At 49.1% G+C, this 14,292-nt stretch carries 11 protein-coding genes; 5 read left to right on the forward strand and 6 right to left on the reverse strand.

Translation table 11 applies throughout. From position 1 onward, the window contains the following. Window positions 1–21: 21 nt before the first annotated feature. Complete coding sequence (locus ODZ53_RS08900) at window positions 22–1,776, reverse strand: sigma-54 interaction domain-containing protein (RefSeq protein WP_372676684.1); 1,755 nt, start codon at window positions 1,774–1,776, stop codon at window positions 22–24. A gap of 252 nt (window positions 1,777–2,028) precedes the next feature. On the opposite strand from ODZ53_RS08900, the gene ODZ53_RS08905 reads away from it, so the two are divergent. The 3 genes from ODZ53_RS08905 to gcvPB are packed head-to-tail and all read left to right on the forward strand — an operon-like array spanning window position 2,029 to window position 5,862. Then, window positions 2,029–2,811 (forward strand): SDR family NAD(P)-dependent oxidoreductase, encoded by a 783-nt coding sequence (locus ODZ53_RS08905; RefSeq protein WP_372676685.1) that lies wholly within the window; start codon window positions 2,029–2,031, stop codon window positions 2,809–2,811. 51 nt (window positions 2,812–2,862) lie between these two features. Next, window positions 2,863–4,248, forward strand: coding sequence for an aminomethyl-transferring glycine dehydrogenase subunit GcvPA (gene gcvPA / locus ODZ53_RS08910; protein ID WP_372676686.1), 1,386 nt, complete (start codon window positions 2,863–2,865; stop codon window positions 4,246–4,248). A 24-nt stretch (window positions 4,249–4,272) separates the two neighbouring features. Next, entirely contained in the window at window positions 4,273–5,862 is a 1,590-nt protein-coding gene (gene gcvPB, locus ODZ53_RS08915; protein WP_372676687.1) for an aminomethyl-transferring glycine dehydrogenase subunit GcvPB, read from the forward strand. 64 nt (window positions 5,863–5,926) lie between these two features. Here the strand turns inward: gcvPB and ODZ53_RS08920 are convergent, their stop codons facing one another. Next, on the reverse strand, window positions 5,927–6,580 hold the full coding sequence (locus ODZ53_RS08920; RefSeq protein ID WP_372676688.1) for a glycosyltransferase: 654 nt from the start codon (window positions 6,578–6,580) through the stop codon (window positions 5,927–5,929). A 168-nt stretch (window positions 6,581–6,748) separates the two neighbouring features. Between ODZ53_RS08920 and ODZ53_RS08925 the strand changes: the two genes are divergently transcribed. After that, the gene (locus ODZ53_RS08925; protein ID WP_372676689.1) at window positions 6,749–7,174 is read left to right on the forward strand and encodes a MarR family winged helix-turn-helix transcriptional regulator; all 426 of its coding nucleotides are present in this window, start codon (window positions 6,749–6,751) and stop codon (window positions 7,172–7,174) included. Between the two features lie 109 nt (window positions 7,175–7,283). Next, window positions 7,284–8,681 carry an MFS transporter gene (locus ODZ53_RS08930; RefSeq protein ID WP_372676690.1) on the forward strand — a complete coding sequence of 466 codons (1,398 nt, stop codon included), beginning with the start codon at window positions 7,284–7,286 and terminating at the stop codon, window positions 8,679–8,681. A 92-nt stretch (window positions 8,682–8,773) separates the two neighbouring features. Here the strand turns inward: ODZ53_RS08930 and ODZ53_RS08935 are convergent, their stop codons facing one another. The 4 genes from ODZ53_RS08935 to ODZ53_RS08950 all read right to left on the reverse strand — a co-directional run bounded on the left by ODZ53_RS08935 (window position 8,774) and on the right by ODZ53_RS08950 (window position 14,120). Beyond that, on the reverse strand, window positions 8,774–9,019 hold the full coding sequence (locus ODZ53_RS08935) for a hypothetical protein (protein ID WP_372676691.1): 246 nt from the start codon (window positions 9,017–9,019) through the stop codon (window positions 8,774–8,776). 143 nt (window positions 9,020–9,162) lie between these two features. Then, complete coding sequence (locus ODZ53_RS08940; protein ID WP_372676692.1) at window positions 9,163–11,838, reverse strand: YhgE/Pip family protein; 2,676 nt, start codon at window positions 11,836–11,838, stop codon at window positions 9,163–9,165. A 145-nt stretch (window positions 11,839–11,983) separates the two neighbouring features. After that, complete coding sequence (locus tag ODZ53_RS08945) at window positions 11,984–13,573, reverse strand: DUF4179 domain-containing protein (RefSeq protein ID WP_372676693.1); 1,590 nt, start codon at window positions 13,571–13,573, stop codon at window positions 11,984–11,986. Beyond that, window positions 13,560–14,120, reverse strand: coding sequence for an RNA polymerase sigma factor (locus ODZ53_RS08950; RefSeq protein WP_289675218.1), 561 nt, complete (start codon window positions 14,118–14,120; stop codon window positions 13,560–13,562). Before ODZ53_RS08950 ends, ODZ53_RS08945 begins: the two co-directional genes overlap by 14 nt. Between the last annotated feature and the right edge of the window lie 172 nt (window positions 14,121–14,292).

The following is a 14,292-nucleotide window of genomic DNA, read 5'->3' on the forward strand; positions in this document are numbered from 1 at the left end:
CCAAGCTCCTGCCCGAATTCCTTAAATACCGAGCAGCTTTAGCTTTCGATACAAAGTACGGAGCCCAATCCCGAGTTCTTCCGCTACCCGCTGCTTTCCTTTCAAATCACTGCCGTGTTTTTGAAGGGAAGCGCGAATGGCATCCGCCTGTGCATCGGCGACCCTCGCTTTGATAGCTAGACCAGAATGCGAAGAAGCCACAAGAGGACGAGCACGAAGGCGCGGAGGCAGGCTGTCCGCAGTCAGAACCGTGTCTTGCTCCATGTTCATGGCGTACTCGATGGCGTTTTCCAGCTCCCGTACATTGCCCGGCCAATGATAGTGTGTGAGCAGGTTGATCGCCTCTCGTGCTATTCCGAAGAAGGTGCGTCCTGCTTGTTCTCCGTACTTTTCCATAAATGAAACAGCCAAAAGCTCGATGTCTTCCTTGCGCTCTGCAAGTGACGGGACGTGTATCGGAATGACGTTCAACCGATAGTACAGATCGGCACGAAACGCTTTTTTCTCCACAAGCTCCTCCAGGTTCTGATTCGTCGCCGCGATGATTCGTACATGGATGGGAAACGACCGCGTGCCGCCGATGCGTTCCACGACCTTTTCCTGCAAGACGCGCAGTAGCTTTGCCTGTAACGAGAGCGGCATATCACCGATTTCATCCAGAAAAAGCGTACCTCCCTCTGCCATTTCGAACCGCCCCGGCTTTCCTCCCTTTTTGGCCCCCGTAAACGCGCCGTCTTCGTAACCGAACAATTCGCTTTCGAACAGATTTTCCGGAATGCTGGCACAATTGATGGCGACAAACGGGTAGTAAGCCCGCGTGCTTGCCTCGTGAATCGCTTTTGCCAGATGCCCTTTGCCTGTCCCTGTTTCGCCGGTAATCAGTACCGTGGAGTTGCTATTACCGATTTTCAACGCCATTTCTTTGACCTGCTTGATGGCTGGGCTGTTTCCCACGATTTGAGCAAGACTATCCGCTTTGCCTGGCGAACGGCTCCCTTGATGATCCATCAAACGCGGAACGGTTAGCGATCCTCTCTGCACGCGGAGCACGCCGCCGATGAACTGATTGTTGACGATGATCGGCGTGGCCTCGGTCGGAGCGTCCAGCTTGTCAACGAGACAGTTGGCGATCGGCAAGGAATGCGCGGCCATCCCGGATAATGACGGCAACAGCATCCGTGAAACCTCTGCTGGCAGCAGTTCATGTTGGGACAGCAATCTACGTGCGCTGGCGTTCGTATGAATGACATTGCCACTTCGGTCAAAGGTGAAATACGCATCGGCGACGGTATCTAGCGCTCCCTCCAACAGCCGCATAGAGTCATCAGACGATTCGGTCTGTCTCGTCGCATGGGACTGTACAATCGCTGTAATCATCTCGCTGACTTCTGTCAGGATTTGCTGGTATCTCTCTGTATGCTTGGACAGGCGATTTTGTCCTTCCTTCGTAAAGGATGTGAGGGAAACGACCCCGATTGCATGATTGGCTACCTTAATAGAAGAGAGCAGCTCGACTTTGGCGGGGCAGCTGTCGAGAAAACGGCATCCTTTGCACATTTCCATGGAGCCGGGTTTGTCTACCACATACTGTCCTTTTGCCAACACGAATTCAATCGAGGGCACATGCACGTTTTCCCCTTTTTGTTTCAAGTAGCGCTCTGTACTCACTACCAAGTGGCCGCTCTCGTTAATCACCGCTGCATCCACGTTCAATATATCTGAAATGCTTGTAATGACCTTTTCGATGGCTGGTTTGCACAGATCCAACGAAACCATGGATATCCTCCCTGCTTATTGTTCTTACCCTCTATTTTATGAAATATTTAGATAGTTCACAAATATTTTGCCACTGATGTTTGCCAATCATGACAACTCATTGCCATTTTTGTCACTGTCATGAGGGTACGAAACACAGTCGGAGCCTCGTTTTTTGCGATCCAGTAAGGAGCATGTTACCAAGCGGGATTCACTCCGCACTTGGCACAGTGATTGCAATATAAACTTTTCAACTAGGGGGAGTGATCAACCATGGTAAACACGAACGAGGTATTCCATCTGCAAGGAAAGGTAGCCTTGGTGACAGGTGCTGCTTCCGGTATCGGACTTGCCACAGCGAAACGACTGGCCCAATTTGGAGTAAACGTCATGCTGCTTGACATCAACGAGGAGCTAGGGGAAAAGGCGGCACAAGAAATCGTAGCAGAGGGCGGGTCAGCCCGTTATTTTACATGCAATGTAGTTTCCCAACAGGATTGTCGTGAAGTAACGCAAGCGATCGAGGAAGCGTACGGTCGCATCGATATTTTGTTCAACAATGCAGGCGTGATCAGAAGAAAGACGGTCGTCGAGCTGGAAGAGGACGATTGGGATCTGGTCGTCGATGTCTCCTTGAAGGGTGCTTACAACCTCTCCAAATTCGTCATCCCGGTCATGGCGAAAACAGGCGGGGGCAGCATCATCAATACTGGCTCTGGCTGGGGCATCAAGGGCGGTGACAAGGCGGCGGCCTACTGCGCGGCAAAAGCAGGTGTCGTCAATCTGACACGGGCAATGGCAATTGACCACGGTCCGCAAAACATCCGAGTAAATTGCGTATCACCAGGCGATACCGACACACCTCTGTTGCGTGAAGAAGCGCGTCAGCTAGAAAAGGATGAAGGATCATTCCTCGCCTCCTCGGCTCAAGGACGTCCGTTGGAGCGTCTCGGTACTCCGCAAGATATTGCCAATGCTGTCCTGTTCTTTGCCAGCGATCTGTCTTCCTGGGTGACGGGTTCCGTACTGGTCGTCGACGGCGGCGGTTTGGCTTAATTTTTCGCTATTACGACTGAATATTCCAACGAAGAGATGGAGGAACCTGAGATGAGTGTACAGCGTTATGCCCACCCGTATATTCCGAATTCTGCACCTGAAGTCAAAGAGAAAATGCTTACCGAAATCGGCTTTTCCAGCATCGAGGATATCTATGCAGACATTCCCGAGGAGCTGCGCCTAAAAGATAAAATGAACATCCCGAAAGCTCTAACCGAATACGAGCTGGAGCGCCACGTCAATCAGCTGATGAACAAAAACCAAACCACGAAAGAAAATATCAGCTTCCTCGGCGCAGGCTGCTGGCCGCATTTTGTTCCGGCTGTCTGTGATGAAATCAACTCCCGTGCAGAGTTTGTGACCGCCTATGCTGGTGAGCCTTATGAAGACAAAGGGCGCTTTCAGGCGTTGTTCGAGTACCAAAGCCTCGTAGCTGAGCTGGTCGATATGGATGTCGTGAACGTTCCGACTTTTGATTGGGCACAGGCCGCTTCTACCGCTTTGCGCATGGCAGCACGTATCACCAAACGTACCGAGCTATTGGTTTCGAGAAATATCCATCCCGACAAGCTCATGATCATCAAAAACTATACGTCTCCTGATCTTACCGTCACCTTGGTCGATTTTGAGAACGAAACAGGCAGACTTGACCTGAATGATCTAAAAGCAAAGCTCAGTGTAGATACAGCAGCGGTTTACTTCGAAAACCCGACCTTCCTCGGCTCTGTGGAAGTAAACGGACAGATGATTGCGGACTTGGCTCATGCAGCGGGTGCCATTTGCGTAGTCGGTGTCGATCCCATCTCTCTTGGCGTAATGGAATCTCCGGCGAATTACGGCGCGGACATCGTGTGCGGAGATTTGCAGCCGCTTGGCGTACATATGCATTACGGCGGTGGGCAATCCGGCTTTATTGCGACGCATGACGATCCGACCTACGTCATGGAATATCCGTCCCGCTTGTTTGGAATCGCTCCGACAGAGGTCGAAGGCGAATATGGCTTCGGAGATGTCGCGTACGACCGCACCTCTTTTGCCAAACGTGAAAAAGGCAAGGAGTCCGTCGGAACGCAAACCGCGCTATGGGGCATTACCGCAGGCGTGTACTTGGCGACGATGGGACCTGTCGGCATGGAAGAAGTCGGGCAAGGCATCATGCAGCGCTCCCAATACGCCGTCAAACAGCTCTCTTCCATTCCCGGAGTTGAGGCCAAATTCGCCGCTCCATTCTTCAAGGAGTTCGTGATCGATTTCTCGCAAACAGGCAAAACCGTCAAAGACATCAACGCTGCGCTTCTCGCCAAAGGAATTTTCGGCGGAGTTGATTTGACTGAACACTACCCGGAATTGGGTCAATGTGCGCTCTACTGCGTCACGGAGGTTCATACCCAGGAGGATATTGAAACACTCGTCGCTGCTATGAAAAGCATTTTTTAAAAACGAAAAAGGAGGAAACCGCCCATGAAAACATCCGAAGGAACCATCGACAAAATGAAACGGATTCCGAGAGACCATAAGGTACGCCGCTTCCACCAAGCAAAATGGGATGAGCCTGTCATTTTTGAGCTGAGCCAGCCCGGTGAGCGTGGCGTCGAGGTACCACCCGTCGAGCCACAAATCGTAGAGGCCGTAGGCGATGGCATCTCTTCGCTGCCAGACAGCCTGCGCCGAAAAAAACGGCCGAATCTTCCCGAGATCAGTCAGTACCGTGTGATCCGTCATTACTCCCGCATTTCGCAGGAGGTTCTGGGGTCGGATTTTAACGTAGAGATCGGGCAAGGCACCTGCACGATGAAATACTCCCCGAAAATCAATGAACGCTTCGTGCGCTCGCCGAAAATGGCGGAGCTGCATCCGTTGCAAGACGAGTCCACTGTCCAAGGGATGCTGGAGATGACGTATCAGCTCGATCTGTACCTGCGCGAGATTTCGGGAATGGACAAATTCTCGTTCCAACCGGGCAGCGGCACACAGGCGTTGTTTACCCAAGCCTCTATCGTTCGCAAATACCACGAATCCCGCGGCGAGGGAGAGCAGCGCAACGAGTTTATTACCACCCATTTTTCTCACCCGTCCCAAGCCGCAACGGCCGCAGTCAAAGGCTTCAAAATCATTTATGTACCTGCTGACGAAAACGGCTACCCTGATCTGGAAGCGCTAAAGGGCCTCGTCTCGGAGCGAACCGCTGCCTTTGCCGTAGCGAATCCTGAGGATACAGGCATTTACAACTCTCGTATCAAGGAGTTCACAGATGTCGTCCACGCCGCAGGAGGACTGTGCTGCTACGACCAAGCAAACGCGAACGGCTTGCTCGGCATTACGCGCGCGCTGGAAGCAGGCTTTGACATGTGCTTCTTCAACCTGCACAAAACCTTCTCCGTCCCACACGCTTGCGGCGGACCTGCCACAGGCGCCATCGGGGTCACTGCCGAGCTTGCGCCATTCCTGCCAGGACCGATCGTAGACTTCGATGGAGAGCGTTACTTCTATAATCGTGACTTGAAAAACAGCATCGGGAAAGTCCGCAGCTTTTACGGCGTTCCGCCTGCTGTCCTGCGCTCTTACGCTTGGGTCCGTGCTCTTGGTGCTGACGGCTTGAAAGAAGTTGCCGAGATCGCTTGCCTCAACAACAACTATCTCTATCACAAAATCCTACAAATCCGCGGTGCGAGCGCTCCGTATATACAAGGCAGACGTCTGGAGCAGGTTCGCTACAGCTGGCAGCAGCTAAAAGAAGACACGGGCGTCACAACATACGATGTTCAGCGCCGGATGGTCGACTTTGCCCACCATTACTGGACCAGTCACCACCCGTACGTCGTGCCGGAGCCGTTTACGCTAGAACCGACGGAGTCCTATTCTATGGCAGAGCTGGACGAATACGTTGCGGCACTGACCCATATTTCACAGGAAGCTTATGAAAACCCGGAGATTGTCAAAACAGCGCCGCACAATAGTACAGGTCACCGTGTGTTAGAGTCCGTGCTTGATGATCCTGATCAATGGTGCATCACTTGGAGAGCTTATTTGAAAAAGACGGCACAAGGATAAAAAGAAAGAAACGCCAGCACGGGATACGACAAGTGCTGGCGTTCTTTTTGTTAGGGAAGTTCTTTTAGAACTGGTTCGGGAACTGCTTAATGATGCCTGCTGTCAGTACATCCGCCAATGAGATGATATGATCCTCTCCTTGATCAAACGCAGCAATATCCGCTTGCCAGTCTTTTCTCAATCTCGCCTGGAGATTATCAGTGAGCAGCTTCAGATGCACGTACATCATCTCTTTTAGTTCTTTCTCGTTCCAATTGGGGTTGGCGCTACTTAAGAACTTGGCGATATCATCCGCATTCCGGTGCCAGTCCTTATCCAGCTTTGCCACAGTAGCCTGATCGCCTTTTTTGGCTGCGTCAATGATTTTGCCGCCTATCGTAATATGCTCTGTCAGCAATTCGGTAAGCTTTTTACCTGCTTCCTCTCCGTAATACGGCTTGATTGCGTTCCCGATATCCACCTGGTTTTTCAAGAGGCGTGCCTGTACGGCGTCTTTGTCTTCCAGCCCTGCCAAAGCACTTACCATATAGGTATGGTCCCACAGCATGTGGTCAATCCAGAGCCTGCGCATATCTCCCTGTAGCTTTACTTCTTTCGGCCTTATACATTCTGCCTGCTTTACATTTCCTTGCGATTCCTTGGCTGCTGCCATTCCCGGCACAACAAGTAATGCCGCGCAAATCATCAACATGGTTACTTTCCTAAGCATTGGAGTCATCTATTCCTTCTCCTTTTTGATAAGTATTAAATCCCGCTGTTATTTTGAGCAAATTTGGCTTTTTCATGCGTCCAACATATCAGCCCTGCAAATTGACACTTTTCGGAAGCATCCTTATAGTTGTCTTATCAACAGTTGCCCTGACTGCCTAACCTAGGAGGTTTCGCAATGAGATTGGATGAGTATATCGGCGTCATCGTGAAACGAACGGATTTAAAACTGAACAACTATTATCAAAAAGTATGCAATCCGTATAACATCACCATCGATCAGTGGATGATATTTGTCGTGTTATGGGAAGAAGAAGGTCTGACCCAGAACGAGTTGGCAGAACGCACCTATAAAGATAAAACGAATATCGCGCGGATGCTTTTCCTCCTGGAAGAAAGAGGGTTCATTCATCGCGAAACAGATAAAAAGGATCGCCGCTCCCTTCGCGTCTATCTGACTGAAAAAGGGCGACTTTTAAAAGACGAGGTCCTTCCTCCCTCCATTGAAGCGTACGAGAAAACCATTACAGGATTGACCGAAGAAGAAGTGAACCAATTCCGAAGAACCCTCAATATCATTTATGAGAACGTGAAAGACTTGTAAAAACAAAAACCATTGCAGGATGTCATTTTTTGTATATAATTAGTTGTTGTAGCAACAGTATTTATAACAACTTTCAAGGCGAAATATATACAAAAAAGGAGTGAAAATAATGAGCACAGAAGGGATTTGGAGCACGCATTACCGAGCGTTGACAATTGGGATTATTCTGGTGGTGACTGCTACAGCATTTGAAGGCTTGGCTGTCACGACAATCGCCCCCGGTCTTTCCCGAGAGCTACAAGGTGAGGATCTTTATGGGTGGGTATTCAGTGCTTATTTGTTGGCTCAGCTGATTGGTACTGTGGTCACAGGTCAATTCGTCGATAGAAAAGGGCCTGCCCAGCCTTTTATTGTCACTATCGTGCTCTTTGCCCTTGGCATTGTAGTTGCTGCAATTGCGCCAGATATGCTTACTTTACTGCTTGGGCGAGTGATGCAAGGCTTTGGAGCCGGTGCCTTGGTCAATTGCGTGTATACCATGATTACTTTGCGTTACCCTGATTCCCTTCGCCCTCAGATTCTTGCTGTCTTCTCCAGCGCTTATATTCTTCCAGGCCTGTTCGGACCGTATGTCGCTGGGATTATTGCTGAACAGTTGTCGTGGAGATATGTCTTCTGGTTGATCCTTCCCTTTATCTTTCTGTCTGCACTCTTAACCACTCCCTCTTTCCGAGGCTTACAGCCACCAAAAGCAAGCGCAGCAAACAATCGTAGTCTTCTTCTGCCTTTTTTCTTGGCTATAGGGACTGGTGCCTTGCTTTTTGGACTCGGCAAAATTCCCTCGATCTACGGTTTTTTGCTATCCATCGCGGGTTTGCTTGCCCTCAGTGTCCCGTTGTATAAGCTCATGCCTAAAGGAACGCTCGTCGCACGCCCAGGCTTACCTGCCGTCATGGCGTCTCGGGGTCTATTTGTCGCTGCCTATTACGGGACGCAAACGTATCTCGTCCTTGGACTCACTTCGATTTTAGGATTAACCGCCGACAAAGCTGGTTTAGCTGTTGCCTCCGCAGCAATCAGTTGGTCGCTGGCAGCCAATGTACAGGCAAAGCTGGATAAAAAAGACCAAGGGGCCGGTCGAAAAAAACGAATTATCATCGGTCTCGTCATTATGCTCATCGGAGTCGCTTGCACCGTACCGCTTACGTTGATTCAACAGGATCTTTTCGGTATTTTGGTCGCGATTTTTAGCCAGATCATTATGGGCTTCGGAATCGGTTTGGCTCACCCGACAAGCGGTGCTATTGCGTTTTCTCTTGCAAAATCTGGTGAAGAAGGAAAAGTATCTGCTGAACTATCTATCGCGGATACGTTCACGCCTGCGATTGTCATTGGGATGGGAGGAGCCATTGTTTCTGTGATGACTGCCTTTGCGTTTTCACTTTCTGTTGGTATTACCGTTTCCCTGCTCCTTCAGACCTTTATCGTCATACTGGGGTTGGTATCTGCTGCCCGACTAGCGACAGGTTTCGTACCTGTTCAGGAAAAAGGGGACACCTCGGGGTAATCTCACGAAAATGAGAAACTCGATTTTCAACGCTAAGGAAATCGAGTTTTTCATAGTGGTAGCATCACTAGGCGTCCTCTCCCCCGACATCTCTACTCAGTCTCCTGCTTATACAGGTTCTGTAATTCCCCGAGTTTTTTATCTGTCTTATGGAATCGTCTTTCCAGCCGATCCTGAACTAATCTAGGCAGTTCATTTTTCAAAATGTGTACAATATAAAACAAGGTTCCGATTATGACGAACATACTCAAAATAAAGGTGATTTGTGGAGTAATGACAAAAAAGCACACACCGCCTATCAAAATCGTCAGTAGAATGTATCCAAACCATCTCCCCATGGTTCACTCCCCCTTTATGATTCATCAATCACCCATATTTTACCAAAAATACAAAATCACTTGTCCTTAAAAAAAGGGTGACCTCCAGTAGTAATATCTACGTGAGGACACCCTGCTAATTCCAATCAACTTCCGTGTAACCTTTACCCAATAATCTTGGTCTTCTTCGCATTCTCCATCGACTTTTCAATGATTCCGCTCAACGGACGCTTCAGCGCGAGCGCCACAAACAGGCTGATCCCGATAAAGCCGAATAGGACGAGTATATCCCGGATCACCGTTTCCCAGAGGATGCCGCCCACCCCTTCACGCAATAGGCTGATCGCATACGTGAAGGGCATGTATGGGTTCAGCGCTTGGAAAAATGGCGCGGTCATGCTGATCGGGAACGTACCGCCCGAGCTGGAGAATTGGAATACCATGAAGATGATCGCTATACCTTTACCCACGTTGCCGAAGACGGACACGAGCGTGTACGTAATCGTGACGAACACCAGGCTAACCAGCATACCGAACAATACAAACGGAGCTTTATCCGCTACAAAGGCCCCGAGGATGTAAATATCACCGAGCGTGACGAACAGCGCCTGAAACAGCCCAATTGTCACAAACGTTCCCAAGCGGCCAAGATACAATTGATACGGCTTGTACACTCCGCCTGGATTTTCCGGATTCGGCTTCAGCAGGGAAATCAACAAGGTCGCACCTACCCATAGAGACAGCACACCGTAAAACGGCGACATGGCCGAACCATAATTCGGAATCGGGTATAGGCGGTTTTCCTTGATCTGCACGGGACTTGCGAGGAATTCGCTCTCCTTTTTTATGTCGCCGCGCAATAGCTTGGCAAGGTCGGCGAAATTGTTGTTCGCTTCGACTTCTCTCAGCTTATCGGCGGCCTTCCCAATGGCACTCTCCAGCTTAGGCAAATCATCGCGAACCAATGCGGCAACTCTATGGACTCCTGTCTCCACCTCCGGGAGCTTGTAGCGCACAAAATCAGCCAGCTTGGTCAAATCCGCCTCCGCTTTGGGCAAATCGTTCTGGACAAATGCCGCTGCCTCGTTGAGCTTTTTCCCGATGGCAGGAAGATTGCTCTTCAGGAATGGCGCTGCTACGCGAATGGCATTTGCAAAAGCATCCGACTTGCTTCTGAGTGTTGTTGCAAGCTCGTGGACGTGTGACCGTATTTGCGGCATCTCCTGCTGGATTCGCTTCAATTCTGCCAATCCCAGCTCCAATCCTGTCTTTGTTTCTTTGAGAATCGCTTCGATATCCGGAAGTTTTTCTTGGGCCTTATGCAGTAGATCGGTAGTTTCTCCTGTGATCACCTTCAGCCTGTCAATGCCCTCAGATATTTTCGGAACGATTTCGCTATCGTAACGGGACAAGATGTCTCCCAATTCCGCGCTAGTGTTTTTCGAGAGCTGATTCAGACTCTCCACCAAATCTTTCGCAGGCTGCTTGCCGTTTTCAATCGCGCTTGCAATCATGCCGAGAATCTCGATTTGTCGGTTCATTCTGTTCTCAATCGTGCGCAGCCTCTCTGCGAAATGACTCAATAGCTGCCCAGGAAGATAACTGTTTACTTTCTCTACAAGCGATGCGGTATGCCCCAAAACATTTGCAGCTCTGGATAACCTGTCTTTCACGGCATTTACCTCACTGGCAGTAGGCAGGCGATCCGGATTGATTTGCAACAGCCTGTCTGTGAGTTGTGTGAGCGCATCTGATGCTTGCTGGGCTAAGATGAGATTTTGCTTAATCAGCGGTGCAATCGTTTCAAAGGCACCGTCATGCTTCGTAAAAAAGTCATTGAGCTGATCGGCAACAGACGCGCCCTTATCAGTCAGATCAGCGATACGCGGCAACGCTTGTTGCGCAGCCGAAACGATCTCAATGGCTCGACTCGCTTTTTCTGTGGCCGTAGTCACTGCGTTTGCGACCTTATCAAAATTTTGATCCAGCTCTTCAATGCGTCCAACGGCTTGCTCAATCACAGGCAGCTTGTCTTCCATCGCGATAATGACAGACGCCGCCTCATTGATTTTCGGCCAGTTTTGCTGAATCTTGAGGACTGCCTCCCCGGCTTGATTGATCTCGGGGATTCTTTTTTCCACTTCCAAAATGATCTGCGCTTTCTCGTGAATCTCGGGAAGTTTCTTCTCAATCTCCAGTACTTTTTGCCCTGCGGCATGAATCTCAGGCAGGTTTTTTTCCAGTTCGAAAACGCCACTCTCGATTTTACGGATGGTCGGCAATTGCTCTTCAATTTTAATGCCGATCTCTGTAAGCTTCGTGAGCAAGGCTTCACTGACGCTTTCCGTAAAACTCTCGTTGATCTGCTTGGCAATCGCCGAAACGCCCGATGAAGTGATTTTGGGTGCAACGGCGTTCACTTTTTCATTGACCGTATAGATCACTTCGGGCTTGTTAAGGTTGCCATGAACAATTCCCGTGATTCTTGTGGAAAAGTCAGCCGGGATCAGGATGCTGGCATAGTAATCGCCCTGCTCCACGCCCCTTCTGGCCTCTTCTTTGTCCACAAAGGTCCACCCTAGTTTCTGGTTGTTATGCAAGCTCTTTATGAGCTCCTCTCCGATGTTGACCTTTTTATCCTCAACCGTAGCTCCCTGATCCTCGCTCGTCACCGCTACCTTGACCCCTTGCGTATTGGCGTAAGGGTCCCATACGGATTTGATGTTGATCCAATCGTATAAACAAGGAATGAGAATGATGGCGATGATCAGAAAAATCCCAGTCGGGACCTTGAAAATGTTAATCCAGTCTGTTTTGTATATCTTCCATATAGACCGCATGTATGTACCACCTAATAGGACAGAATGGATGAAGCATGACACTTACATGACAGTTTACCATGAAAGGAAATGGTCGGGAATGAGCTGTCAGTAGTAGGATGATCAGCTGCACGCCAATTTATGAAGGACTAAAGCGATGGCTTCCTCAATGCGCTGGACTTACGATGTCAAAGCTCCAATCCACATTTTCATACCTTTTTATTAGCTTAGTGCCTATAATCGTTACCGGTTGATTCTCTCTTCCTGCTCCTTTTGGGAAATTGTGTATGGTGATCATTCTTGTATGTGGACGCTTACTGTCCTTGGAGCGATCGTCTTTCTCCATTTTGACAATGCCTAATCCAACGGCATCCATTCGATAGTACTCTACAGTGTCCTTGTGGTAGGTGATCTCTGCCTCAATGATACCGACGTACCCGGATGTACCGGTATCTGGATCAGGATCGGGCTCGATGCGAAACGACTTCAAGACAAACGTATTCCCTTCATTTGTAAAGGTTACAGGCTGCTCGTTGAGTTTTGCAGGTGTAAAAGTCATGAGCAAATCGGATGGTTCTGCCTTCTCGATGTAGACAGTACGATACGTCAGCTTTTTGTTTGGTTCAATCGGACCGTAAAACTCGCCATCCGCCCCGTTTGTATCCATCACAACCTTGCCTGTCTCATCGACGATTTCCCACATGACTGTCGCATTCGGTCCAATGGAATCCCAGACTTCTTGGGTGGTGACCTTGTCCGGGTAAAGCGAATTGTGAACCTTCATTCTTGCTTCCACTTTCGACTCCATACGCGCCTTCTCTTGCTCATTCATCTTAGAGGAGAGAATCAGCTTCGATTCCATCGGTGTCAGCACTAGTCTGTCAGCCTCCAGGGTATACCCTTGCAGAGAGGTGTATGTTTTCTTAATCGGGATCGTTTGCGTCGCCGATTTGCTTTTTTCCAGAGAGACGGGAATTTTCATATGCCAGCTTCCGTAGGTGGGATTTACCTTCTCTTCGTCTTCTGTAGATGAATCGTCGCGCAGATCCACTCTGTTTACTTTCAGGTTGAGAATCAAATCATTTGGAACATTCTCCGGCAGATACAACGTCTCGAAGTCATATGAATTCTGCACTTCCGTTCCGATGTACTTCCCGTTTTTGTCAGACAGAAAAATCCGGTTGTCCTTGTTTTCAAACTCAATCGAAGCTTCCAGCTCCTTCTGTTGTTCCGTGAAAAATCGAATCGACACATACATCTTTAATGGATCGACCAAAATCTCATCCACCAGTACGGTAATGCCTTGATCCGTGACTGTTTGATTCACTTTTTGAGAAAAGCCCAGATCGCCTCCACGCTGCATTTCTGCGATAAACGACTCGGAAAAAATTGACGTGACATAGTTAGCGAGCGTGGGGGATGATACGACACCTACTGTCAGGACAAGCAGCAGTATGGCTGCGGTAATGCTTACTCGTTTCCATAGACGACTAGGCCATTTTTTTCGACGTAACGATTCTTGTTGTTGCTCTTCTACTTGTAAAATTTCCGCCATGACTTTTTCGGTGAAAGGATCCGAAGCAGATACGATCGGCCAAGGTTTACTCAAGTCTGCATCCACTTCATCGACTTTCTGAAGCAGTATGGACTGACAATGCCCACAACCAGCGATATGGTCCTGAAGCTGTCTTCCTTCCTCATGTGAAAGCTCTCTGTCGATTTGATTGATCAGTCTGATACAATCAGCACATTTCATGAAGTTCCCCCCTTTTCCCCATGAGCTCACGGAGCTTTTTCTTCGCGCGGTACAGGTGAACTTGCACGGTTGTTACCGGCACTTGCATCGTCTCAGCAATTTCTTGATAGCTCAGCTCTTCAAAATATCGTAGAGTAAGCACGATCCGGTAATGGGAAGCGAGTTCTCCCATGACAGCGAATATTTCGTTTTGTTTTTCACGAGCCAGGTAAAACGACTCCGGGTTTTCATCATTGGTGTGGGCCTTCATGGATTCTTGAAAAGGCACGATCGGATTCTTCTTCTGTGCCGTCCGCCATGCTTGCAGACAACAGTTGATTGCAATTTTATTTAACCAAGCTGAAAACGGACGGCTCGCATCATATTGCTGCAAGCTTTTATACGCATTGACGAAAGCAGTCTGTGCGAAATCCTCTGCATCCTCTGGGGAATTGCCCATCCGTACGAGTAACGAGCACACCCTGTTTTTGTACTTGTTCACAAGGTGGGCAAAGGCATGCGGGTCGCCACCCAAGACTTGCTTCACCCACTCTTGATCCTCCTCCATGACTTGTCGCTCCCTTCTATTTCTATCACCAGACATTCCGTTCACTTCTACTGTCCAGCAACCATTCTACTTTTACTATGAAAAGATCGGTTTTTTTCTTACAAGGATTGGATAAATATTTTCAGGACAGGAAAAAACCCAACCATCACTGGTCAGGCTCTTCTTAGTAAAT

Source organism: Brevibacillus sp. BD137, assembly GCF_041644655.1.
GTDB lineage: Bacteria > Bacillota > Bacilli > Brevibacillales > Brevibacillaceae > Brevibacillus > Brevibacillus brevis_D.

Bases quoted from the DNA above. Each gene is read 5' to 3' on its own strand.
- ODZ53_RS08900 (WP_372676684.1), bottom strand. From the start codon at position 1,776: ATGGTTTCGTTGGATCTGTGCAAACCAGCCATCGAAAAGGTCATTACA.
- ODZ53_RS08905 (WP_372676685.1), top strand. From the start codon at position 2,029: ATGGTAAACACGAACGAGGTATTCCATCTGCAAGGAAAGGTAGCCTTG.
- gcvPA (WP_372676686.1), top strand. From the start codon at position 2,863: ATGAGTGTACAGCGTTATGCCCACCCGTATATTCCGAATTCTGCACCT.
- gcvPB (WP_372676687.1), top strand. From the start codon at position 4,273: ATGAAAACATCCGAAGGAACCATCGACAAAATGAAACGGATTCCGAGA.
- ODZ53_RS08920 (WP_372676688.1), bottom strand. From the start codon at position 6,580: ATGACTCCAATGCTTAGGAAAGTAACCATGTTGATGATTTGCGCGGCA.
- ODZ53_RS08925 (WP_372676689.1), top strand. From the start codon at position 6,749: ATGAGATTGGATGAGTATATCGGCGTCATCGTGAAACGAACGGATTTA.
- ODZ53_RS08930 (WP_372676690.1), top strand. From the start codon at position 7,284: ATGAGCACAGAAGGGATTTGGAGCACGCATTACCGAGCGTTGACAATT.
- ODZ53_RS08935 (WP_372676691.1), bottom strand. From the start codon at position 9,019: ATGGGGAGATGGTTTGGATACATTCTACTGACGATTTTGATAGGCGGT.
- ODZ53_RS08940 (WP_372676692.1), bottom strand. From the start codon at position 11,838: ATGCGGTCTATATGGAAGATATACAAAACAGACTGGATTAACATTTTC.
- ODZ53_RS08945 (WP_372676693.1), bottom strand. From the start codon at position 13,573: ATGAAATGTGCTGATTGTATCAGACTGATCAATCAAATCGACAGAGAG.
- ODZ53_RS08950 (WP_289675218.1), bottom strand. From the start codon at position 14,120: ATGGAGGAGGATCAAGAGTGGGTGAAGCAAGTCTTGGGTGGCGACCCG.